General features: G+C 57.0%; 18 protein-coding genes, 1 pseudogene and 2 CRISPR repeat arrays. Of the genes and pseudogenes, 16 read left to right on the top strand and 3 right to left on the bottom strand.

Annotation, left to right across the window (positions count from 1 at the left end; all coding sequences use genetic code 11):
* Nucleotides 1–385: 385 nt before the first annotated feature.
* Nucleotides 386–1,558, top strand: coding sequence for an FAD-dependent monooxygenase (locus BDK61_RS21475; RefSeq protein WP_244209980.1), 1,173 nt, complete (start codon nucleotides 386–388; stop codon nucleotides 1,556–1,558).
* An 8-nt stretch (nucleotides 1,559–1,566) separates the two neighbouring features.
* Nucleotides 1,567–1,743, top strand: a complete 177-nt coding sequence (locus BDK61_RS24415; protein ID WP_121304633.1) for a DUF1272 domain-containing protein — start codon at nucleotides 1,567–1,569, stop codon at nucleotides 1,741–1,743.
* Nucleotides 1,744–1,950: 207 nt separating this feature from the next.
* Here BDK61_RS24415 and BDK61_RS21465 read toward each other — a convergent pair whose 3' ends face one another.
* Nucleotides 1,951–2,361, bottom strand: coding sequence for a response regulator (locus BDK61_RS21465; RefSeq protein WP_121304631.1), 411 nt, complete (start codon nucleotides 2,359–2,361; stop codon nucleotides 1,951–1,953).
* Between the two features lie 67 nt (nucleotides 2,362–2,428).
* Here BDK61_RS21465 and BDK61_RS21460 point away from each other — a divergent pair, with 67 nt between their 5' ends.
* From BDK61_RS21460 to cas2, 11 genes are all read left to right on the top strand, one after another.
* Complete coding sequence (locus BDK61_RS21460; RefSeq protein ID WP_121304629.1) at nucleotides 2,429–2,851, top strand: radical SAM domain-containing protein; 423 nt, start codon at nucleotides 2,429–2,431, stop codon at nucleotides 2,849–2,851.
* Nucleotides 2,852–3,338: 487 nt separating this feature from the next.
* Nucleotides 3,339–3,620 carry a hypothetical protein gene (locus tag BDK61_RS21450; protein WP_121304625.1) on the top strand — a complete coding sequence of 94 codons (282 nt, stop codon included), beginning with the start codon at nucleotides 3,339–3,341 and terminating at the stop codon, nucleotides 3,618–3,620.
* On the top strand, nucleotides 3,617–3,868 hold the full coding sequence (locus BDK61_RS21445; protein WP_121304624.1) for a hypothetical protein: 252 nt from the start codon (nucleotides 3,617–3,619) through the stop codon (nucleotides 3,866–3,868). The genes BDK61_RS21450 and BDK61_RS21445 overlap by 4 nt, the downstream gene beginning before the upstream one ends.
* A 116-nt stretch (nucleotides 3,869–3,984) precedes the next feature.
* Nucleotides 3,985–6,501: direct repeats of the CRISPR family, unit length 30 nt; unit sequence GTTTCAGACGGACCCTTGGGCGGTTGAAGC.
* A 206-nt stretch (nucleotides 6,502–6,707) separates the two neighbouring features.
* Entirely contained in the window at nucleotides 6,708–7,520 is an 813-nt protein-coding gene (gene cas6, locus BDK61_RS21440) for a CRISPR-associated endoribonuclease Cas6 (protein ID WP_121304621.1), read from the top strand.
* Entirely contained in the window at nucleotides 7,507–9,639 is a 2,133-nt protein-coding gene (cas8b, locus tag BDK61_RS21435) for a type I-B CRISPR-associated protein Cas8b/Csh1 (protein ID WP_121304619.1), read from the top strand. Before cas6 ends, cas8b begins: the two co-directional genes overlap by 14 nt.
* A gap of 1 nt (nucleotide 9,640) precedes the next feature.
* Nucleotides 9,641–10,714, top strand: coding sequence for a type I-B CRISPR-associated protein Cas7/Csh2 (gene cas7b, locus BDK61_RS21430; RefSeq protein WP_011222267.1), 1,074 nt, complete (start codon nucleotides 9,641–9,643; stop codon nucleotides 10,712–10,714).
* A 2-nt stretch (nucleotides 10,715–10,716) separates the two neighbouring features.
* Nucleotides 10,717–11,514 carry a type I-B CRISPR-associated protein Cas5b gene (gene cas5b / locus BDK61_RS21425; RefSeq protein ID WP_121304617.1) on the top strand — a complete coding sequence of 266 codons (798 nt, stop codon included), beginning with the start codon at nucleotides 10,717–10,719 and terminating at the stop codon, nucleotides 11,512–11,514.
* 1 nt (nucleotide 11,515) lies between these two features.
* Nucleotides 11,516–14,125, top strand: coding sequence for a CRISPR-associated endonuclease Cas3'' (locus tag BDK61_RS21420; protein ID WP_167467415.1), 2,610 nt, complete (start codon nucleotides 11,516–11,518; stop codon nucleotides 14,123–14,125).
* Entirely contained in the window at nucleotides 14,122–14,694 is a 573-nt protein-coding gene (locus BDK61_RS21415) for a CRISPR-associated protein Cas4 (RefSeq protein WP_011222270.1), read from the top strand. Before BDK61_RS21420 ends, BDK61_RS21415 begins: the two co-directional genes overlap by 4 nt.
* A gap of 2 nt (nucleotides 14,695–14,696) precedes the next feature.
* Complete coding sequence (gene cas1b, locus BDK61_RS21410) at nucleotides 14,697–15,689, top strand: type I-B CRISPR-associated endonuclease Cas1b (protein ID WP_121304613.1); 993 nt, start codon at nucleotides 14,697–14,699, stop codon at nucleotides 15,687–15,689.
* 2 nt (nucleotides 15,690–15,691) lie between these two features.
* Nucleotides 15,692–15,955, top strand: coding sequence for a CRISPR-associated endonuclease Cas2 (cas2, locus tag BDK61_RS21405; protein ID WP_121304611.1), 264 nt, complete (start codon nucleotides 15,692–15,694; stop codon nucleotides 15,953–15,955).
* Nucleotides 15,956–16,059: 104 nt separating this feature from the next.
* Nucleotides 16,060–18,781: a CRISPR direct-repeat array (repeat unit 30 nt; unit sequence GTTACAGACGGACCCTCGTGGGGTTGAAGC).
* A gap of 165 nt (nucleotides 18,782–18,946) precedes the next feature.
* On the opposite strand, the pseudogene BDK61_RS21400 reads toward cas2, so the two are convergent.
* A pseudogene (locus BDK61_RS21400) lies at nucleotides 18,947–19,402 on the bottom strand (hypothetical protein); the annotation flags it as partial.
* A 547-nt stretch (nucleotides 19,403–19,949) separates the two neighbouring features.
* Between BDK61_RS21400 and BDK61_RS23680 the strand changes: the two are divergent.
* Nucleotides 19,950–20,102 carry a DUF7837 family putative zinc-binding protein gene (locus BDK61_RS23680; RefSeq protein ID WP_167467424.1) on the top strand — a complete coding sequence of 51 codons (153 nt, stop codon included), beginning with the start codon at nucleotides 19,950–19,952 and terminating at the stop codon, nucleotides 20,100–20,102.
* Between the two features lie 102 nt (nucleotides 20,103–20,204).
* On the top strand, nucleotides 20,205–21,197 hold the full coding sequence (locus BDK61_RS21390; protein WP_121304607.1) for a hypothetical protein: 993 nt from the start codon (nucleotides 20,205–20,207) through the stop codon (nucleotides 21,195–21,197).
* A 168-nt stretch (nucleotides 21,198–21,365) separates the two neighbouring features.
* Here the strand turns inward: BDK61_RS21390 and BDK61_RS21385 are convergent, their stop codons facing one another.
* Entirely contained in the window at nucleotides 21,366–21,620 is a 255-nt protein-coding gene (locus BDK61_RS21385; RefSeq protein ID WP_004966886.1) for a PRC-barrel domain-containing protein, read from the bottom strand.
* Between the two features lie 489 nt (nucleotides 21,621–22,109).
* On the opposite strand from BDK61_RS21385, the gene BDK61_RS23135 reads away from it, so the two are divergent.
* Nucleotides 22,110–22,292: a hypothetical protein gene (locus BDK61_RS23135; RefSeq protein ID WP_148709170.1), complete on the top strand. Its 183-nt coding sequence runs from the start codon at nucleotides 22,110–22,112 to the stop codon at nucleotides 22,290–22,292.
* Nucleotides 22,293–22,749: the final 457 nt, after the last annotated feature.

Below are 22,749 nucleotides of genomic sequence, written 5' to 3'. Positions count from 1 at the left end.
TTTTGTAATCGTAATAAGCGGCCGTATTGTCTCAGAGACGCGCCCGCGTCTAGTATCTGTGATTAACACTCTCGTTTTAAAAGACTACCCGTGATAGTAATTACTAACCGGACTACGCTCTTGGGCGATGCCGTCATATTAGAGCGTTTTAGAGCCTGAATCCATGAGAATCCTGCTAAATCCCCCTGGAGTGTGAAGTATGTTATTGAGTCTCCCTCTAGTTGTGAATCCGGTCCTCCGAGCCTTTCTGTGTCTATGTTAAAAACCGTTCTAAATTGCTAGAAGAAACACAGACAACGCCAGTCGGCATACTGCGAGATATAATGTGGTCCATGAAATGGAAATTGAGCGCCCAACCCACTGAAACGTCTGAGGTGGCTCACTGATGGACGAAGTCCGATACGGAAACGACATACAGGTCCTCGTCGTTGGGGGCGGCATCGCAGGATTGAGTTGTGCAGGATTACTTGAACAGCGGGGGTTCTCGCCCGACGTTGTGGAAAAGACGGACGAGTACGGTGGCCTCGGTTACGCTCTCGGTCTTTGGCCCGCTGGATCGAATATTCTCAAAGGACTTGGTAAGTATGAAGAGTTCTGCTCATACGCCGATCCGATGCACACCTACACCCTCCTCAGCGATAGCGGCGAGGAACTTCACAGCTACGATCTGACAAGTCTCGCTGATGAGTACGGGAAACCCCATCTTATCTGGCGGCCACGGCTCGTTGATGTACTCCGAGACACCGTCTCAGACGACAATATCCGGATGGGAACGACCGTGACCGAGATCGACCAGCGCGGCGACGAAGTAGATGTCTCGTTCACTGACGGTACAACCAGCACCTACGATCTCGTCATCGGGGCTGATGGTATCCACTCGAAAGTCCGTGAATTGACGTTCACAGACGTTGATCTGACCTATCAAGGGATGACGAGTTGGGCATTCTGGGTGGACCCGGAGATGGTTGAGATGGGTGTTGCAAAAGAACACTGGGGCGACGGCCGATTCGCCGGACTATATCCAACGGACGATGGTCTCGCTTGCTTCCTTGCAGTAGCGGCTCCCGAGGGAACGTCGGACCCCGTCGATCAGCGGAAAAGACGAATCCGCAATAACTTCCAAGGGATGGGTGGATTCATCCCAGATGTTTTAGATGAACTGGAAAGTCAGGACTCTGAAGATATTTGGCATGATGACTTCTATGATTTGAAGATGGACCAATGGGTAAATAACCGTGTTGTTCTCATTGGTGACGCCGCTCATGCACCGTTACCGACTGCAGGTGTTGGGGCATCAATGGCGATGGAGTCAGCGGCAGTCATCGCTGATGAGCTGACCAGAACCGACTCTGAGTATCTTGGACAGGCGTTAGACCATTACGTCACCCGCCGCCGCAGCCGAGTGGACCATGTGCAGCAGAAGTCTCGGCAGATCGGCAAGTTTGCTCTCTTCGACCACTCCACAGTCCTGTCAGCGTTGCGAGATCAAGCCGTGAAACTCTACTCACAAGAGCGAATGGAACGGTACTACGAAGACTTCCTTTCGACAGAAATCTAATTCGAACGATGAGCCTCAAAATGAAATCCACGTGCGAACGCTGCGGTAACGGACTCGCTCCCACAGATGAGTGCTATATCTGCCACTATGAGTGTACGTTCTGCCCAAGCTGCACTGATCAGCAGGACGCAGTATGCCCGAACTGTAATGGAGAACTCGTTCGTCGACCACGACCACCGAACTGAATATCTACCGGCTGCTCCCGATCGGGAATGGAGTCTTTCCCCGCTTGCGGCACAGAGACGGAAGCACATCTAACATTCCTATATTTCGCTTACTCCCGTATCACCCTTATCGGTAAGACAATTTGAATTTTGGGCCGTGTTGAATCGCCATACAGCAGCGAGGTAGACCACTAAATCAAACGAGTTGAAGCGGGAGACTTCAGTTGCTTATTCAGGAATCTCGTATTGCGATGCACGGTAGCGTTCAACAGCATCCACGAGACGGGTGGCGAGTAGAGTATACTGGTTACTAGTCCCCTTCTTGAGGTAGCCGGTAAGACCCTCTGGAATGTCGCCATCTATTACATTTTCAATTTCTTCTCCAGTGAACAATATAAACGGAAGATTGTAATGTTCCTTGCGGACTATCTCAAGAAATTCGAGGCCATCTTTATTTGACATCCGATAATCAGACAAGAGACAGTCGAAACTAATATTCTCTAAACGCTGAATCCCTTTGTTTACACTTTGTTCGGTTACGACATTGAGACAGTCTTCTTTACGCTCAAGATGGGCTGCAGTGACTTCTGCAAATTCTGGGTCATCCTCTACATAAAGTACCTGAATTCTATTGGACATATGCAAATTAAATATTCGGGAGGGCTATCAGTGACTGCACTAGTATCGTCGAATGTCTTATTATGCCATGCTCCCATGGGTTAGGTCTTTCAGCTACTTTAGAGCGCTCGGTGAGGTTGTCGTCTTCCACGAACCAATCAATCCCCGTGGCGCGAATTTCCAGCAGTGTCTGACCGCCGCCAAAGAAGCCGGCTACGACGACGTTGTCACCGAACTCCAGCGGATGCAAGACAACCACCAGTACTGGGTCGAGTACGCCCTCGAACAGTTGAATACAGTCCAGCAGGTTGCAACGCGCTTCGACGGGCTCGAAGTGCATTCCTGGCTAGACGATGAGCTGGTGCGCTCGACGAGCGGCCAACTTCGGTCGAAGCTCACAGCAATGCAACAGGCTGTCTCACCGGAGTCATTTTCTACACGTGCTACGGACGCCGAGCCTCAGCAGTCCGAGTTGGTCCGGGACGGCGAATCCATCGAGCATCTCATCTAACGTGTCTATCAGGCACCGCGTCAGGGTTTGGCTGGGTTGACGTTACGGCCGTCGCCGGCACAAGCTGAGTATTAGTACGTGGCAGGACACGGTGTCGTAAAAAGCGCTAACCAACAAGGCCCCGGCAGAACCCAAAGCTGTTGGTTAGCTACCCACTCGGATTTCTAACCGTCATTTGTTTCTCTCCTCGATCCCCTGAACCAACCGTTCAGGAAGTATACCTATCATCCGAACCGACGAGCAAGTTCGTAAGCGATGGTAACAGGGATAGTGATAGCGAGCACTACGAATATGATTTCATCGACAGTCGGGCCAGACTGAGTTAGTGAACTGTAGAACACGAGAGCACCAGTGGCAAGAACGCCGATGACAGTTGCGACGTATTTTGGATGTCTCCACTGGGGAGGAGGGCCATTGGTAGTCACGTACTGACATCGGACTGTGGCTGTTCTAACTTTTCTGGAGTCCTGTTGCCTTCGCACTTCCTATCGATAGATACGTAACCTGTACTGCCTGTCCCGTACACGAGCCACTCACCCAAGGTCGCCCGCTGTTTCTTGGCGTCGACGGCGAGGGTGCGGCGCATTACTGGGACAGCTACGAATTCGCTGTGGCTGATGGTGAGGCAGAGAAGGTTGTGCTGGCCGAGACACCCTTCGAGACGCTCGCACAGTGGTGTGAATACACTCGTAGTGAGCGCGGCTGGGACGTTGGGCCGCACGTCGGTGGGTCGCTGGTCGGCGATCTTGTGCGAGGTGCTGAGGCGTGAGCTGCACCGTCGAGGAGCGCAAGCGGGTGCGACGTGCAGCGCGGGCTATTCGAGATGAGGTGGCGACTGAGTCCGTGGATGTGCTTGCGCCAAGCGCGAGCCAATACGGTGAATGGACGTTGGATGCTGTGTTGCGTGGTTCGGAGGGTGTCCCGCCAGAGGTGCTACGGGAGTTGGCGTTGGCTGGGTTGACGTTGCGGCCGACGCCGTCGCGGGCTGAGTTTCAGCACGTGGCGGCGACGGTGTAGAACAACAGTCCCACATTTTCATCGACCCCCAGGGGGTTGCGGGGGTATTGGCGGTCGACGAAAATAGTGAAGTGAAACCACGCTAGAGATAGGCTGTGTCCCGGAAATCGGGCATGGTTTCAGACGGACCCTTGGGCGGTTGAAGCAACCGAGCCCGAGTGTTGGAGCTCGTGTTTCTGGACGTTTCAGACGGACCCTTGGGCGGTTGAAGCCGCTTGACCTGCGGGGCACTCCCGCCATGCACCGGTTTCAGACGGACCCTTGGGCGGTTGAAGCGCATCGGCGGGGTCGCCGAGGTCGTCGACAACCACGGTTTCAGACGGACCCTTGGGCGGTTGAAGCCTCGTACTGTCGCATCGCACGCATGAACGCCTGTGTTTCAGACGGACCCTTGGGCGGTTGAAGCGAACTCGGCTTTGTGCTCGCCGATGTCGATGTCTTGTTTCAGACGGACCCTTGGGCGGTTGAAGCCTTGTCCGGCTGCCGGGGTATCATCGCCGCCGCGTTTCAGACGGACCCTTGGGCGGTTGAAGCGATAGGTTCCGACGGCATACTGTTGCCTGTAATCTGTTTCAGACGGACCCTTGGGCGGTTGAAGCTTGCCCTCCGCCCACCCGTCGCCGACGGTGTCGCGGGTTTCAGACGGACCCTTGGGCGGTTGAAGCCTCGTACTGTCGCATCGCACGCATGAACGCCTGGTTTCAGACGGACCCTTGGGCGGTTGAAGCAATGCGTCCGGCGTATGCAATTGGCCGACCCCGGAGTTTCAGACGGACCCTTGGGCGGTTGAAGCCACCCCGTCAGGACCGGCGTGGCTGTTGCCCCGGCGTCGTTTCAGACGGACCCTTGGGCGGTTGAAGCGGAACCTCGTTGCCGTTCTCATCAACTTTGGTTCCAGTTTCAGACGGACCCTTGGGCGGTTGAAGCCAGCTTGCGAACGCTCACGAACCGACGGATTGGAGAGTTTCAGACGGACCCTTGGGCGGTTGAAGCCGATTACAACGCCGTCGACAAGCGGCTGACGTACAGTTTCAGACGGACCCTTGGGCGGTTGAAGCTTGTCGATTGTCGCTGTTGGGTGTGTCGCTGCTGGTGTTTCAGACGGACCCTTGGGCGGTTGAAGCTCCAACTCGTCCATCAGCATCATCGGCAGACGAACAGGTTTCAGACGGACCCTTGGGCGGTTGAAGCGATGCGCACAATCGCGAACAACAACATCCCCCTGAGTTTCAGACGGACCCTTGGGCGGTTGAAGCAGCTAGATGCCTGTCGGTATGATAAGTGGTAAGCTGGTTTCAGACGGACCCTTGGGCGGTTGAAGCGCCCGGTATACCACCGAGCGACAGGGAATCGACGGGTTTCAGACGGACCCTTGGGCGGTTGAAGCAGGCCGGACAGACCTATGACCCCTCGTCCCTCGGGTTTCAGACGGACCCTTGGGCGGTTGAAGCACTCGGCGGGGGGTACTGACTAAGACCGCTGCGGGTTTCAGACGGACCCTTGGGCGGTTGAAGCCGAACCAAGCGGGGTGTCCGCGAAGGTCGCGGCTAGTTTCAGACGGACCCTTGGGCGGTTGAAGCCACCGCGACACCTTCCTCGAGGAGCTCGCCTGAGACGTTTCAGACGGACCCTTGGGCGGTTGAAGCTCGTCGCTTACCACAGGCATCGAAAACGCGCTGGTTTCAGACGGACCCTTGGGCGGTTGAAGCAGCGCGAACTGTTGAAGTCACTTGAACAGAACCGGCGTTTCAGACGGACCCTTGGGCGGTTGAAGCCAGTCGTTTAACAGAGTAATTTATGCCAGAGACAACCAGTTTCAGACGGACCCTTGGGCGGTTGAAGCGGCTGGAACAGGCTCGGCGCGGAGGGATTGAGGAAGTTTCAGACGGACCCTTGGGCGGTTGAAGCGTTGATGGGTTCGGTCATGTGCTTGACTACATGGGTTTCAGACGGACCCTTGGGCGGTTGAAGCGGTGAGTTTGACGATCCGTATGTCGTGTTGACTGGCGTTTCAGACGGACCCTTGGGCGGTTGAAGCGGTGAGTTTGACGATCCGTATGTCGTGTTGACTGGCGTTTCAGACGGACCCTTGGGCGGTTGAAGCACCGGACTATCTGGATTCAGCGCTGATGTGCAACTGTTTCAGACGGACCCTTGGGCGGTTGAAGCTACGACCGGCGGAACGGCGACGGCGGCCGGCACACGAGTTTCAGACGGACCCTTGGGCGGTTGAAGCCCCGGAGAGGACGAGCCGCCCGAGCGAGTGCGGCTCGTTTCAGACGGACCCTTGGGCGGTTGAAGCCTGTTCGTCCTCAATATCGGGGAGTGGGTCGGGCACGAGTTTCAGACGGACCCTTGGGCGGTTGAAGCTGTGCGATCAGCAGGACCGCGAGCAGGAGACCGAGGTTTCAGACGGACCCTTGGGCGGTTGAAGCATGGTCCGCCCGATCACCGAGTCGAGATCACGACGGTTTCAGACGGACCCTTGGGCGGTTGAAGCATGGTCCGCCCGATCACCGAGTCGAGATCACGACGGTTTCAGACGGACCCTTGGGCGGTTGAAGCCTTCAGATGTTCGAGTAGCTGTTCTTGTTCGGAGTCGCGTTTCAGACGGACCCTTGGGCGGTTGAAGCAGACGGACTCGTGTCGCAGGGAGAAATATCCCAACAGCAGACATATCCATACAACAGTTAATATAGTGGGAGTGTAGAAATTAAACGTATACAGAGCCCCTACAAGCTAATTCCACTTTTATTCCGCAAAGCTGGCATTTATTTACCACCCAACTGATATATATAGTGATATGCAAGCAACTCCTCCATGGTTGGTGATGTAACCAGTGCGGATTCTCACACGACTCTCTGCGCGAACAGACGCCGCCTACGACAACACGTACCACAACAAGCTTCAGGGCCGCATCTGGCAGGCCCTCAAAGACAGCGAGTACGACGCCCTCCACGACAAAAACCAGCCAAAACCATTCGTATACAGCAATCCCTTCCCCCCGCAGGACATGGACGAGGGTGACGAACGAACGCTCCTGGTTGCCTCGCCCGAGGAATCCCTGCTCGCCCACATCGCCGAGGACCTCACGCACGACCGGGAGCTAAATATCGGCGAGATGCCCTTCCACGTCGACGATGTCTCGCCGCTTGCCCCCGATGTCGGCGAGCCCGGCACCAGCGGCACCATCGAAACCGGAACGGGCGTGCTTGTCCGGATTCCGCCGTGGCGCTTCGACGATTACGGGATGGACGTCAACCACGACCAAGCCGAGTTCTGGCGGCCAGAACATACTCTAGAACCGTTTCGGACCCAACTCGAAGCGAACTTGGATAAGAAGCATCGGCTCTACATGCCCGACTATCTGGCGGGCCCCTCCGATGTCGATGGCGACCTCTTCGACAGCTACGAGCTGATCAAGACTTTCGCCATTCCCGTGACGCCAACGACTGGTCGGACAGAAGAGTGGGTGCTCAGTAAGTGGCGCTTCGACTACACTGTCCGGAACGACGACCACCGACGGCATCTTAATCTCGCGCTGGATGTCGGCCTCGGCGAGCGCAACTCGCTGGGCTTTGGGTTCATCAACATCACCGATCAAACGCGCCCTGACGAGACGGAACTGGAGGGGGAGAATGCTTTCCCCTGAGCAGTTCCGCGAGCGGTACGCGGACACGCTGGCTGATGAACTACCGGACGGCCCGGTCACATCGCTGCGCTCGCTCCAGTATCTCTACGGCAAACTGTATACGCTGGCGACAGCAGGCGGTGGCGACTACGCCGCATATCTCACACCCGATGAGGCAGGCGACCTCGTCGATAGCGAAGACAGCCTCATCGTTGTCCGTGTGGATCTTTCAAGTGATGAACCGCAGCTGGCGACCGACGATCGAGGCCCGGTCTGGGTAACAAAATACACTGACGACCGCGTCGAGAAGGTAGCTCACTGCAAGTACCCAGCAGCACGCGGTATTGACCATAGCGTCACGCATCAGGCTGGCCGTAACAGTGGTCCCGAGAAGCTTGCCCGCTACGCGAAGGAGCGGCTAACAAAATGGGCGAAAGACGAGGTTGTGCAGGAGGCAGCAACTGAACACGAGGACGGCTATATCGTCGAAGCACTCGCCGAACTCAGCGAGGACGAGGCCACCCTGGATGCCATCGAGGAGGCGGTCAAGCGAGAACTGGCCGGCGAGTCGACAACGGCGCTACTCACGGTGCAGGTGAAAGTTGACCCAGACGGTGACTACCTCTGGCCTGCAGAGCGTGACGTGTTCCTGGCCGCGATGCGCCGCCGTAAGCTCTCGAAACTGGTCACGAAGAACAAGGCCGACGACTCCTCGGGACAGGCCACCGATATCGTCACCGGGGCTTCGACTCGGACCGTCGGAACCTCTGAGGACCCTCAGAACTACTACCTCGGCAAACAACTGGAGAAATTCCCCGGCCTAGACATCGAGGAGGCGTGGCGAACCCATCCGATCTCCGAAGACGCGGCAGTGACGGTGATGAATGCCGGCACGTTCGTCGAGGCATGTACGTACCGCACGTTTGGGACGAAGGTGTATTGTCTTCCGTACGTCTGGGGGACCATCTCAACGTCAGATGCGTTCGACCTATACAAACTACTCTACGATGCGACGACCGAAGACGACGGCATGACACCTATCGAACGTCAGTACGAGAACCGGAATACGCTGTTTGGTGACGCCCAACTCCGGTTCTACGTCTCCGCTGTCATGCCACACCAGATGTCGCGGTACGATGTCTTCGGTGAGACGCTGAACGGCCGGTTGCTCTATCCCAAAGAGCTCGCAACCAAGCACAACCAGTTGGTGCAGCAGTCAGCCGCGTTCCACTCCGGGGCGGAATGGACACCGCCGATGCCGACACACCCGAACTGGGATCTGCTTGCGGGCAGTGACGAGCAACTCCATGCCGTCTCGACGGGGTGGTACTTCGCTCAGACGTTCGCACAGCGCGACGACGACGATGCCGACGCAGATGATCCCCGTATTGAGGCGCTCGTCAGCGTCCTCAGCGGCGATGCTATTTCGGTCGAAACGCTGCTCGAAGAATATGTTGCACGCATTATAACCGAACAGACCGACGACGACGTCGAAGGCTTCCCGTCGTTCCGCGTCGCCAGTCAGTTCGCCCAGTTATGTGCACTCGCGACAGACAAACTCGACCTACTGACATCCGACGACGCGGCCAAAGAACCGATCACGCGCGAACCGACCTACGATACACAGACGATGGAACCACCAACAGACATACTCGCCGCCGACGGCGGCCATCCCGCGGCGGCAAAGCTCGAATCGTTCATCGAAGATACGCCGGCACTCGCTCCTGACGAAGACGCACCTCACAACGACCAGCGACGCGGTGCGTTCCTGCTCGGTGCGCTGGTTGGCGAGATCGGGAGCTATCAGGAGTACGACCAAGACCGGTCTACGACACTTGTTGATCAGTTCCCAGTCAAATCAATCACCAAGTCGCGAATCAAGAAGGTGACACAGGAGACCATCGGCAAGACGCTCACATACACCCGCCAAGAAAAGAAAGCGGGTCAGAGCTACCCGGGAACAAAGGCCGAGCACGTCGTCGAGCGGCTCCGCGAGACGATCCTCAAACCTGATCCCGACGAATGGGATCTCGATACCGACGACCTCCGCTTCTACTATGCGCTGGGGGTCACCTATGGGATGAACGACCATCCGGAGTGGGATAGCACGGCAATTGACGACACTGAGGAGGACATCTGATATGACAGACACCACCGACATCGCCCAGCATCGCTCCGAAATCGTCTTTCTGTACGACGCCGTCGACGCGAATCCGAATGGCAACCCGCTGAGCAGCGCGAACCGGCCACGCATCGACCCACAGACTCAGCAGGCAATCGTCACTGATGTCCGGTTGAAACGATATCTCAGGGACCAACTGGACGACGACGGGCACGGAGTCTATATCCGGAACGTCCAAGAGGAGGGTGAGCAGTACACTCGGGCCGACCTGCTCGAAGATCGTCTCAAATCCGTCGATTACGACAGCTACGACCTCGACGACGACGAGGAAGCTGAACAGTTCCGTGAGGATGTCTTCGGAGAGTACTTACGGAAAAGTGCCGATGTCCGGTATTTCGGGGCAACGATGTCCGTCGATACGGATGACGTGTACGCCAAGCATCTCCCGGATCACTTTACCGGGCCGGTTCAGTTCTCGCCCGGCAAAACGATGCACGCAGTCAATGAAAACGAGGAGTACGACAGTCTGACCAGCGTCATCGCAACTCAAGAAGGTAAAGAGCAGGGAGGATTCGATCTCGACGACCACCGTATCCAGTACGGACTCATCCGATTCCACGGATTAGTCGACGAACACGGCGCAGCCGACACAAGACTCACTCAAGAAGACGTCGAACGGCTTGATACACTCTGTTGGCGCGCCATCAAGAATCAGACCATCAGCCGGAGTAAGGTCGGACAGGAACCACGCCTCTACTGCCGCGTGGAGTACGCTGACGAGAGTTTCCACCTCGGTGGGTTGGACAAGGACCTTCGACTCGACGAGGAAGCGTCGAAGGACGACGAGGATCTCCGGAACGTTCGGGATCTCGCTGTCGAGATTGACGACTTCGTCGACCGACTCGACGGAGCGGGTGCTCAAGTCGAACGCATCCGCGTAGTCGCAAGTGACGTGTTGCAATTCACGCATGAGGGTGAGCCGGGCGGGCCGGAACTGTTATACAACGCGCTCCGGGATGCCGTCGGGGCTGACCGCGTTGAGATCATCGACGTGTACGACGAACACCTCGAGACGCTGCCGGCGGCGGAGTGATGATGTCGCAGGAATCGCTCGACGAGTGGTCGGAGACGGACTCCGACTGGTCTCCGGAGCGGTGCCTCTCGCTGACAGTCCGTGGACCGTGGGGGCACTTCCGGCGCGTCGAGGGTAACGTGGTCAAGCAGACGTATCGGGTGATGCCCAGAACGACTGTTGCTGGCCTCATCGCGGCTGTTCTTGGAATCGAGCGAGATGGCTACTACGATCTGTTCGCGCCCGGCCGATCGGCTATCGCCATCGAACCAGTTCGAGGACTGCGAACGCTCAACATGCCGGTAAATGCTCTTTCGACCGCAGCGGATAACCTCAAATCCCTCAACAGCCGCGGGAAACTCAGCGTGAAGCTTCCGGACCCGATGGATCTCAGACAGCAGCACAATTACGAAGTGCTCGTTGACCCGGCGTACCGAATCGACGTTGCGCTCGCCGACAGCGAAACGTACCGAGAGCTTCGGCAGACCCTAGAGGCCGGTCGGTCCCACTACGTCCCAAGCCTCGGCCTCTCGGAACACCTCGCGAATATATCATTCCACGGCGAGTTTACCATCGAAGAGGGTCCAGATGACACTGTCGTCTCAGTCGACTCCACACTCCCCAACGCTGTTGACGATGTCGTCCTTGACTCGGATACCCGCTGTGGCATCGAGGAGTCACCGGCATTCATGACGACTGATGCGGGCGGTCGGACGACCACAGCATTCACTACATACGCATACAACCCGGATGCAAAACCCCTCAGGGTGCGAAATATGCAACCGTCCCGAGTCGACGGACGGACTGTGGTGTTCGTCTGAGATGACCACTATCTACTCACATCCGCCGGAGAACGGATCTGAGGGAGTGGTGCTCGATGACCACCTGAATGACGTGGCTGCACGTGTCGAGTACGTGGTCCCGCCGGGCGCGCGGACACCCGCCGGGGAACCGCTTCGACCAGTAGTCAAGACGCTCGGGTACGTCCACGACCTCGGGAAGGCGACGACGTTTTTTCAGGACTACCTTCTCGATGACCGGCAGCCAGACAATGAACTATTGCGCCACCACGCGCCGCTGGGTGCGTTCGCCGCGTACTTCGCACTCGATGCCCGCGGGTTCGACACCGAGACGTGCCTGGCGGGGTTCGTCGCGGTTGCAAAACACCACGGGAGCCTCCCAGATATCACGGACTACATCCACACCCGAGCACACCGCCGTGAGGGTGTCGAGCCGAGGGAACGGAACTCGGCGGAGCGGCGGCAGAACGCTGTCGCCAAGCAAATAAAGAATATCGACGACAATGCCCGAGAGCTGGTCAGCACCGTCTTCGAGGCGGCGACCGCCGGTGCAGAGGAGTGGGCGTCGTTTCGTGACGGGTTCGGCGAACTCCTTGATGACATCGCAGACACGGTTGCCGCGACCGGCACCACCACTGGTATCAATCGAGACGCCCTCTCTTCGTCCTGTTACGGACTCGTTATCCAGTGCTGGGGGTCACTAGTTCTCGCAGACAAGACCAGCGCTGCTGGTGCGCGAAACGTCGCTGAGACATACACAGAAGACCAGCCGTCGCTCGACCGCCTCAACGATCATATCGCGGACATTGAGGCTTCTGTGAGTGCCGACCCCGATGGGAGTCAGTCAGAACGGCTCAACCATTTGCGGTCGATGGCTCGCGAGGACGTTCTCGATAATGCAGCCGACCTCGCCAAAGCGGGTGGCGGTGTGGCGACGCTGACGCTCCCGACGGGAATGGGAAAGACCCTCACTGGGTTGTCGGCGGCACTGGATATCCGAGATAACCTCGGTGGCAAGCGGGTTATCTATGCGCTGCCATTCACGAGCGTTATCGACCAAGTCGTCGACGATGTTTCGGGCATATACGATACCGATGACCATCCGCACCTACTTACGGCCCACCACCACCTCGCCGACGCCAGCATTGAGGACAACGCCGACGCGGATGAGGCGGACCGCTCAGACGATGTCGCAGGGATGCTCGGCGAGAGTTGGCGCGCCGGGCTGACCGTGACGACGTTCGTTCAGTTGTTCGAAAGCCTCGCGGGACCCGGAAACCGTCAGTCGATGAAGCTGCCAGCGCTACGGGACAGTGTTGTCGTGCTGGACGAGCCACAGAGTCTCCCGCTTGACTGGTGGAAGATCGTCCCGCGCCTCGTCAAGATGTTGACCGAGCAGTTCGGGGCGACCGTCATTGCCATGACAGCGACCCAACCGAAGCTGTTCCCCGAATCACCGGAACTTGTCGAGGACCCGGAACAGTACTTCGAGGAAGTCTCACGGGTATCGTACCACCTCGACGCGTCAACCGACCGCTACATTGAGGCACGGAATGAGGGAGACCCGAAATCTTACGAAGACGCCGCTACGAACCTGTCCGAGCAACTGATAGCGGGTACCTCAGCACTAGCAGTCTGTAACACCATCGACAGCGCTCGGCATCTCACCGAGAGGCTTGTCGAGAACGCCCCAGACGCGGTCGATGTCGCCGAGCAGTACGACGATGTACTCCGCAAGAAGGAACTTACCACCGGTGAGGATGTCGCGAAAAGAGTACAATCTGTCGGCGACCGCGCCATCCTTCATCTTTCCACGCGGCTGCGGCCGGCTGATCGGTTGACCCTCGTTGACGCCGCAAAAGAACTTACAGAGGCTGGACACCCGGTCGCCGTCGTCTCGACACAGCTCATCGAAGCAGGCGTCGACATCAGCTTTGATCGTGTGTACCGGGACCTGGCACCCATCGACAGCGTCGTGCAGGCTGCCGGACGTTGCAACCGCTCGTTCGAGCGTGACCGTGGCCACGTCACCGTCTGGTGGCTAGCAGCACCGCCCGACGTCGAAAAGACGCCTGCAGAAGCCGTCTACAATCGTGGCACGTCGTTACTCCCTGTTGCTGCCGACACCTTGGCGTCGGTTCGCTCCGACGACGGCGAACTGACGGAACGAGCGGTTGCTAGGGACGCCGTCGAACGGTATTACGACCGGCTCCACGACGACAAGTGCGTCGGGAAACAGGCCTACGCCGACTACGTCGATAACGCACAGGCCGACAAACTTTCAGACCTATCGCTCATCGACCAACGGCCATCTGTCGATGTAGTGATTTGCCGGACAGATGCAGACCACGAAATCGTTGAATCAGTACGAAACGCCGCCAATGCATACGATTTCGATGCGTTCAGTGATGCGATCGACGAGACGAAGCCGCTCCGTATCTCTGTGCCGGTGTATCCCGGCGATGACGAGACGAAAGAAGCACTCAACAGCCTCGTCCCGCTGGTCAAGAACGAACGATTCAATCGGGCAACTGGCGTCCGCGTGCTCGACGTCCGCCGATTCGAGAACCATTTCGATCAACGAACGGGGTTCATCGTTCCCGATAGCACCGTAGCACATCAGTTCATATGACTGAATCGAGGACAGACAATAGTGAGGATCCAGTTGAGAAACTGCTCCGTTCAGCTCGTGATGAGGCCGTCAACGACCCATTTCACGTTACCGGCGTGATGATGCAGTACTATGAGGTCTGTGAACGGGAGCTCTGGTTCGCCTCGCGGCATCTCGAAATCGACCGAGACAACACCGCAGTCGTCCGCGGTACACAGGTCGACGAGAGTGCATACGACGACAAGCGTCGTAACGTATCCATCGACGGAACCATCGCTATCGATGTCTTGGACGACGGCCGAGTGATGGAGGTGAAGCCCTCCTCATCACTCATCAAACCAGCAAAACTCCAGTTACTCTATTATCTTTGGTATCTTGATCAGGTCGTCGGCGTCGAACGGGAGGGCGTACTTGCCCATCCGACGGAGCGCAAACGCGAGACTGTGGCACTCACCGATGAGAACACCAGGTGGGTCGAAGAGGCAATCCGCGGCATCTACGACGTCACCACCAGTGACTCGCCACCGCCTGCGGAAGAAAAGCCATTCTGTGAATCCTGTGCATACCACGACTTTTGTTGGAGTTGTTAGTCATGAACGATAACTATCACGTATTCACCGACGGCCGTCTTGAACGACACAACGACACGATCCGCCTCGTCACTGAGGACGGCGAAAAAAAGTACCTGCCAATCGAGAACGCCGAAGCGCTGTTCTTACACGGGCAGATTGACTATAATACTCGGCTCGTCTCGTTTCTCAACGACGTCGGCGTTGCGATACACGTCTTTGGCTGGAATGACTACTACGCAGGTTCGATCATGCCTGAGCGGGGGCAGACATCTGGACAGACGCTGGTCGAACAAGTCAGAGCTTATGACGATTCGACCCGGCGACGTGCCATCGCCCGTCAGTTCATCGAGGGAAGCATCCACAACATGCGAGCGAACGTCAAGTACTACGACGACCGTGGTTACGATTTCGATGCCATCATCGACCGTTTAGAAGCCCAAGCTGAATCGCTCTCCGACGAGATGGATACAAACGAGTTGATGGGGGTTGAGGCAACTGCTAGAAAGGCGTACTACTCAATCTTCGACGATGTACTCCCAGATGGGTTCAATTTCGGCGGTCGGCAATACAACCCGCCAGACAATGAAGTAAACAGTCTAATCTCGTTCGGTAACTCATTAGTCTACGCCAACGTCGTTTCGGCAATCCGAGCGACCGCGCTTGACCCCGCTGTGAGCTTTCTTCACGAACCCGGCGAGCGGCGGTACTCGCTCGCTCTCGACATCGCAGATCTGTTCAAGCCGCTCTTGGCCGACCGAATCATCTTTCGCGTCGTCAACCGCAATCAGCTACAACTCGACGATTTCGAGTCGGATCTCAACGGCTGTCTACTCAACGAAAACGGACGGAAAACCTTCTCAAAAGCGTTCGAAGAAAGCCTAGAGCAGACCGTTGATCATCCGAGATTGAACAGGAAGGTGAGCTACCAGTACTTGCTCCGAGTCGAGGTGTACAAACTAAAAAAGCACCTGCTCACTGGTGAGGAGTATGTCCCGTTCAAGCGGTGGTGGTAACCATGGTGTACGCGATAATCGTCTACGACGTACAGGCCGATCGGACACCGAAATTTCTCAAATATCTCCGGCGGTATCTCACGCACGTACAGAACTCTGTATTCGAGGGCGAGCTCACAGAGGGGACGCTCGTTGAAGTCAAAGAGACCCTCCAATCAATGCTTGAGGAAGGGGAATCCGTGATGGTTTATCGGATGGACTCGGGGAGTTATGTCGAGCGATCCGTGTACGGTGACGATCCGATGGACGACCAACAATTCCTCTAGGTATTTTCGTCGACCCCCGGGGGGTTGCGGGGGTATTGGCGGTCGACGAAAATAGTGAAGTGAAACCAGGCTAGAAATAGGCTGTGTCCCGGAAATCGGGCATGGTTACAGACGGACCCTCGTGGGGTTGAAGCATCAATGTCCTTCGACGGGTCGTCGAGGTCCACCGTGTTACAGACGGACCCTCGTGGGGTTGAAGCCAGCGCGACGTGCATGACGACGCGGCCGACGACGGCGTTACAGACGGACCCTCGTGGGGTTGAAGCTTGCGAATCTCCTTGGTGGTCTCCGCGAGTCCGAAGCGTTACAGACGGACCCTCGTGGGGTTGAAGCAAGAGTGGGACCGCGAAGAAGTCAAGGAGTGGAGTTACAGACGGACCCTCGTGGGGTTGAAGCGAAGCCGGGCATCTTGCCACGGGCGAAGGACCACGGTTACAGACGGACCCTCGTGGGGTTGAAGCTCTTGGCCGATGTGTTGACGGGGCTGGCACAGGGCAGTTACAGACGGACCCTCGTGGGGTTGAAGCATCAACCGGTTGCCGTCGATGATAGGCGAGCTAATCGTTACAGACGGACCCTCGTGGGGTTGAAGCGGTCATGGTCGACTGTTTAGACGCAACCATAACAAGTTACAGACGGACCCTCGTGGGGTTGAAGCTGGCATGGATAATCAGTCAAGCACGTCAACATCGAGTTACAGACGGACCCTCGTGGGGTTGAAGCTCGTCGATAGTGTCGGCGCCCCACCCGCGCCCCTCGGTTACAGACGGACCCTCGTGGGGTTGAAGCGGGACGTCACCGGCCTGTCATGGGACTACCGAGGAGTTACAGACGGACCCTCGTGGGGTTGAAGCACACCGACACCCTCCCCGAGTGGGTGCCGCTCGCCGGGTTACAGACGGACCCTCGTGGGGTTGAAGCGACAACATATCACGGTTCCATCGCGGCGCCTCTCGAGTTACAGACGGACCCTCGTGGGGTTGAAGCAGCAACACGCTGACCAGCAGCTACCTCCTCGACGGAGTTACAGACGGACCCTCGTGGGGTTGAAGCCTCCTGATCGCGTCGGCAATCCTATCGAGGTAAGTTACAGACGGACCCTCGTGGGGTTGAAGCCTGTTGAGACGGCCGCCGCCGTCCCGATCCCCGCAGGTTACAGACGGACCCTCGTGGGGTTGAAGCGCTATCAACAAGCCGAGCCGAAGCGATCCCGGCCGCGGTTACAGACGGACCCTCGTGGGGTTGAAGCGACTGGGACGACGTGGCTATCGCGTGGTCGTGGGGCGTTACAGACGGACCCTCGTGGGGTTGAAGCCTCGAATTCCCCGTAGGAGATTTCTACATCTCGGAAGTTACAGACGGACCCTCGTGGGGTTGAAGCCAAGACGAAGTCGTGGAGGACACCAGTCCCGAAGACGTTACAGACGGACCCTCGTGGGGTTGAAGCGGCAGTAGCATCGACAACGCGCAGCGGTTCGTTGAGTTACAGACGGACCCTCGTGGGGTTGAAGCGTCTGTCATGTTGTGTCTCCGTGTTGATGTGATCTGGTTACAGACGGACCCTCGTGGGGTTGAAGCGAGGTCGGCCGCCGCGATTGCGACGGCCTCGCCGACGGTTACAGACGGACCCTCGTGGGGTTGAAGCGTCGTACTGTTCGACCGCCCGAACGTGGCCGTGGCAGGTTACAGACGGACCCTCGTGGGGTTGAAGCAACCGTCTGCCCGCCGCTGTCAGGCCAGAGTTCGCGTTACAGACGGACCCTCGTGGGGTTGAAGCTCGACGGTGGGCGACCTCACCACGCACAACGCCATGTTACAGACGGACCCTCGTGGGGTTGAAGCAGTCGGCACATGGTCACTCATCGACAGAATCCTCCGGTTACAGACGGACCCTCGTGGGGTTGAAGCAGTCGGCACATGGTCACTCATCGACAGAATCCTCCGGTTACAGACGGACCCTCGTGGGGTTGAAGCAGCCGGTCGAAGTCGTCGTGTATCTGTTGGTCACTGGTTACAGACGGACCCTCGTGGGGTTGAAGCGCCGTCGCTCGCCGGCGATTTCGGCGAGCTTGGGCGTTACAGACGGACCCTCGTGGGGTTGAAGCGACTAACCTCAATCAAAATTCAGTTCTGGCGTCTCGAGTTACAGACGGACCCTCGTGGGGTTGAAGCGAGGTCGCCGAACTGCGCGAGAAAGTCGAAAACACGGTTACAGACGGACCCTCGTGGGGTTGAAGCCACGCAAAGGAAATCACCGCCGCTCGCGAAGCCCTAGTTACAGACGGACCCTCGTGGGGTTGAAGCAGATAGAGGCAGAGAAGGCGGTGAAAGAGACGGGAGGTTACAGACGGACCCTCGTGGGGTTGAAGCCGTCGCGCTGGCCTTACTCTCACTGAGAACTCCCAGTTACAGACGGACCCTCGTGGGGTTGAAGCACCGCTCCGCCGAAGGCAGTTTACCTGTCTCTCGGGGTTACAGACGGACCCTCGTGGGGTTGAAGCCTCGGTTTGCAAGACTTCATCCTTGAGCGCCGCGCGTTACAGACGGACCCTCGTGGGGTTGAAGCTCCGGCCGTATACTGGCCGTGTCCTACGCGTTCAGCGTTACAGACGGACCCTCGTGGGGTTGAAGCTGCCCCAAGACACTCCCGAGCGCGCTGTTTGCGGGTTACAGACGGACCCTCGTGGGGTTGAAGCTGCCCCAAGACACTCCCGAGCGCGCTGTTTGCGGGTTACAGACGGACCCTCGTGGGGTTGAAGCTGGCGGGACCAGCACAAAACGCTGAAAGAAAACTCTGTTACAGACGGACCCATGGGCGGTTGAAGCAATTCGCCCGCATCACAGTTATCGAAGGTTATCGTTACCACCGACCTCGTCTACGGCGACCGGCACAAACGGCTTAGTATTTGATCTGGTGTGATACGGATTAGTGTAGATTATTTTCAGATTACACCGGCTCCGAGGTGGGTGGACACCGGTAAATTGCTACACTACTCCGTATGAGGCATCGCGATAGAAGCGCTGTTCGCTAAACCGCTCGGTGAAATCGGCGTCCCACTGCTTGGCCTCAAGCACAGCCGCCGACAGCCCGTACATGCCCTCGGTGTTGCCGTCGCGTTTCTGTCGCGCCGCATCTCGCCGGGCGTCGGCAGACTCGAACAGCAAGCGGTCGTTGTACCCGCCGCTGTCCGGGAGTGTCGTCTCCTGCAGCGTGTCGAAGCCGAGGATATCGAGTACTTCGTCGATCCATGCACCCAGCAGTTCGTCTTCGTTGTACGACGGCAGCAGGTCGCCTTCGGCTTCCCAGAGCGCTTGGAGGTCCTCGAAGGCTTGCGCCGCGTCGTCGTCACATTCCCAGTCGTCCAGGTCGGCGACTCGTTCGTCGAGATAGTAGCCCGCAAAGAGGTCAGAATTCCGGTAGGGGGACCCGAGTGTGGCCTGACTCATAGGTGAATACTCTAGACGGTAGCAGGTACGCTAAAGAACCTAGGGGAAACCAATAGGCCGCCCTCCGGCAATAACTGACAAGCAGTAGATGGAAACAGCGCTGAAAAGTCGACGCTGTCGGACAGGTGTCGACGGCTAACCAACAGTGGTCCGGTATCCCCCGGTGCGTTGGTTAGCTCTGGCTTTGTCGATATCCTTGTCGCCGATGACTCGCTGGCAGGCGGTAGACGAACTCCAGCAGGCCGGTGTGTCAGTGTTCGTCTCGATGTCGACCACATACCCGCCGATGGGCGAAGACGACTTTCACGAACTACTCAGCTACTTTAGAGCACTCGGGGCAGGTCGTCGGTTCTGGCAGCTCCCGTCCTCGGTTGCCTCGGACCAATCGCCGATACAGTGCCAGCGCCGTTCGCAACCGGGACAGTACGGCGAGCCCGTGCCCCAGCGTTGTGTCGGGAGGTCGAGACCCTGGCTAACACTTATTTCCGAAGACAGGCAATTTTTGCGTGGAAGGAACACTGTCACACGCTCCTTCCATCCCCTTTCCATGCCTGATGACACGCGAAGTCTCGGTCGCTGCCCAAACTGTGACGAGCGTATCACGACTGCGTGGCTGCTGGTTGAATACGAACGAGACGATGGGACAGAAGGCATTTGGGCAGAGTGTCCAACGTGTGAGGATGTCGTTGCGCCGGAGTAGTCTCTTTTGACTACCTCTGCTGTGAGTTGTTCTGTAGTTCGTCGAATAACATAGTGAGCCACTTGCCCTACCGTTTTCCCCGACCACCACATACTCTTGGTCATGACCTTCGGGCCTACGTGGAACAATCTCCGTGACAACATTGACGCACTCCAGTCTGGTGCAACCCTTGTTACCCCGCTGTCACGCAAAGCCTTCGCCATTGAGGATGTGCAGGAACACCGAGTGCTGATTCAGTACCGAGACGACGACGAGACGATTCCCCTCCAGAAAGACCAATTTGAGACGCTATACGAGCGCGTGAGCGAATCCCAGGGAAAATTCGATGTTGACCGCTTGCCGCCGGACGCAGAACCGTACGCAACTGTGTTATCTCTGCATCCACGCTTCGAGGTGGACGACCGGGCCGGGACACTGACTGAAAGCGAACAGTCCACGGGGTCGCCGCTAGTAGAAGCACAAAGTGGGAGTGAGGACTCTAACGAGACCGAGCGTGAGGAACCAGATTTAGACGTATATGCAGATGCATTATTGCTGATCGACGCGCTTGAGCGCCATGATGTCGGTTCGCTGGAAGCTGTCGACACGCCCGCGCTGGTGAATATCTACACCCTGCTCTCGGACGTCCAGCGCAATGCAAACGACCTCAGGAAAGACGTTCGCAGTGTCTTGCTTGACCGCCTGCATCACGACCAGCCAGTCTCTGGACAGTTTGGGTCCGTTCAGCGGACCACGCGTCGGAACCGGTCGCTCAAAGATGCCGAACTGGTGTTGAACGCCTTCGAATCCGCCGGCATCGAACGCGAACGGTTGACGACGGTTGATTCCAGCAAGGTTGATGAAGCACTCGAGGTGACAGAACTGTCCGAGTCCGACGTGTACGACATTGAACCGAGCGAGTACGTTCGCAAAGCCGATGTGGACGAGCAAGAAAAAGAGACGCGCCTGCAAGGGCTGAAAGACCAACTTGAGGCAACCGAGGGCGACGAAGCTGACGAACTCCGCAGCGAAATCGAAGAGCTCGAAGACCGGATTGCTGAGCTGACCGAGTTCCGGTCAGGCCGGTCATTTCATGAATCTTCGGCCGGCGGGTAGCATAACTACCGCGTACGAGGTTGTACCACTCGTTTCTTTGGCGGTATTCAGCACCCTATACACCACTTCTATAGCGTCTTCATACTCTTTTCAGTAGTTCGATGGGTAACGGTCTTGTGACTGGTCTTTGTGTTGACGGAGCCCGGCTCTGACTGTATGGCACCGATGTTATCCAAGGTACTCATCAGGCGGCCGGATGATTAGATGGTCACGCAGTGATTCGATCAGTTCCGCTGGAAGTCGCACATAGCCGTCGCCGTCTTGCTGTTTTCCGAAGAGGTTCTGTGCGTCGGTTTCGATAACGAGTTGATTGAGACTACCACCGGCTGTGTGGAACGTGACGTTATGTAGGGTTCCGAGTTCTTGGCCGTCGGTACTCATTACTCGCATATTGGAGAGCGTGCTTGCAAGGACCGTCTGCATACGTGCAAATTTGTTACGTTCAATGTACAAATAAATTGTACTTAATTACCCAAGAGGGCAACCGCCTTGTCTCTGCAATTATTCAGAAGACTGATATCAGCAGCGCCGAAGATTCTATCATAGGCACCACCTTGAATCCAACTTTGGTGCCTGTATTCCACCCCCACCACCCCACCCTTTCTACACGACTCATTGAGGTGCTTGAGTGGCTGTCACGCCTGAACGGTTACCACCTAAACAGTCACGAGGTACTAACAGACGATTCTTGAGACGGCTCGAAAGTGGCTCATGATCTTGACGGCGAGATCTGTATCGGTAATGCAAATATCCCCACAAGTAATACAATAATCATATTGATAGCTCTATCAAGAGGTCACTGAGACTGCCCGTGATAGTCGTTGTCAACTCTCGAAGATCGATCGCTCCAACGACTCACAGCAAGCGTAGTGTCTGACGCAATTTGATATCCAAGAGTCACCAATAGCAGGTATGTTCGGAACAAGTGATACAGACCAACCTGGGGGAATGCGGGCGCTGATAACGTGTACCGTCTGTAATACTCCAATCGCGAACGTCGATACGGTCGGCGAGCAAGCCACTGTCGAGACAGAGATCAGAGACTGTCCGGATCACCCCGACGCGCCGTACACTCTGGCTGTTGAGCGGCTCTGAACCCAGCAGTTGTGTGCTGACTCTCAACACCACCATTTTATCCAGCCAACATCTAGTATAAAATGTATGGTTGAGTCTGAGACAGTTCTGTGTCCTGTCTGTGGCTGGAGCGGGACCAAAGCCCGGCTGACAGCCGATGGCGAACAGTACCAGTGCCCGGCGTGCAGCAGTCAAATCCGGAGTGGGTGAACCCAACCCGGAGTCACTACTACCGGCCTCACAGAATGACCGGCGAGTTTATCCTATACGAAGTATGTTACCTGTACCGACCGTTTCAGCTTGGGTGTGACAACAGTTCTATTACCTCTTCTCTACTCCGTTCAAACTTGATTACGGAGAAGCGAACAGCGGCGAATTGCACTCCGGACAGTAATTATCATTAGAGATACCTCGCCAAGGACAGTGATGGCAGTATAGTAGACCCAGACAGAAGGGTTCTATTGGGGGACTTAGACAC

This window comes from Haloarcula quadrata, assembly GCF_003634715.1.
GTDB classification, from domain to species: domain Archaea; phylum Halobacteriota; class Halobacteria; order Halobacteriales; family Haloarculaceae; genus Haloarcula; species Haloarcula marismortui.
Note: the sequence above shows the minus strand (reverse complement) of the source record. Positions and strands in the feature narration are given on the sequence as shown.

Excerpts from the sequence above, each read along its gene's own strand:
- BDK61_RS21475 (WP_244209980.1), top strand. The coding sequence starts at position 386 with ATGGACGAAGTCCGATACGGAAACGACATACAGGTCCTCGTCGTTGGG.
- BDK61_RS24415 (WP_121304633.1), top strand. The coding sequence starts at position 1,567 with ATGAGCCTCAAAATGAAATCCACGTGCGAACGCTGCGGTAACGGACTC.
- BDK61_RS21465 (WP_121304631.1), bottom strand. The coding sequence starts at position 2,361 with ATGTCCAATAGAATTCAGGTACTTTATGTAGAGGATGACCCAGAATTT.
- BDK61_RS21460 (WP_121304629.1), top strand. The coding sequence starts at position 2,429 with ATGCTCCCATGGGTTAGGTCTTTCAGCTACTTTAGAGCGCTCGGTGAG.
- cas8b (WP_121304619.1), top strand. The coding sequence starts at position 7,507 with ATGCTTTCCCCTGAGCAGTTCCGCGAGCGGTACGCGGACACGCTGGCT.
- cas7b (WP_011222267.1), top strand. The coding sequence starts at position 9,641 with ATGACAGACACCACCGACATCGCCCAGCATCGCTCCGAAATCGTCTTT.
- cas5b (WP_121304617.1), top strand. The coding sequence starts at position 10,717 with ATGTCGCAGGAATCGCTCGACGAGTGGTCGGAGACGGACTCCGACTGG.
- BDK61_RS21420 (WP_167467415.1), top strand. The coding sequence starts at position 11,516 with ATGACCACTATCTACTCACATCCGCCGGAGAACGGATCTGAGGGAGTG.
- BDK61_RS21415 (WP_011222270.1), top strand. The coding sequence starts at position 14,122 with ATGACTGAATCGAGGACAGACAATAGTGAGGATCCAGTTGAGAAACTG.
- cas1b (WP_121304613.1), top strand. The coding sequence starts at position 14,697 with ATGAACGATAACTATCACGTATTCACCGACGGCCGTCTTGAACGACAC.
- cas2 (WP_121304611.1), top strand. The coding sequence starts at position 15,692 with ATGGTGTACGCGATAATCGTCTACGACGTACAGGCCGATCGGACACCG.
- BDK61_RS23680 (WP_167467424.1), top strand. The coding sequence starts at position 19,950 with ATGCCTGATGACACGCGAAGTCTCGGTCGCTGCCCAAACTGTGACGAG.
- BDK61_RS21390 (WP_121304607.1), top strand. The coding sequence starts at position 20,205 with ATGACCTTCGGGCCTACGTGGAACAATCTCCGTGACAACATTGACGCA.
- BDK61_RS21385 (WP_004966886.1), bottom strand. The coding sequence starts at position 21,620 with ATGCAGACGGTCCTTGCAAGCACGCTCTCCAATATGCGAGTAATGAGT.
- BDK61_RS23135 (WP_148709170.1), top strand. The coding sequence starts at position 22,110 with ATGTTCGGAACAAGTGATACAGACCAACCTGGGGGAATGCGGGCGCTG.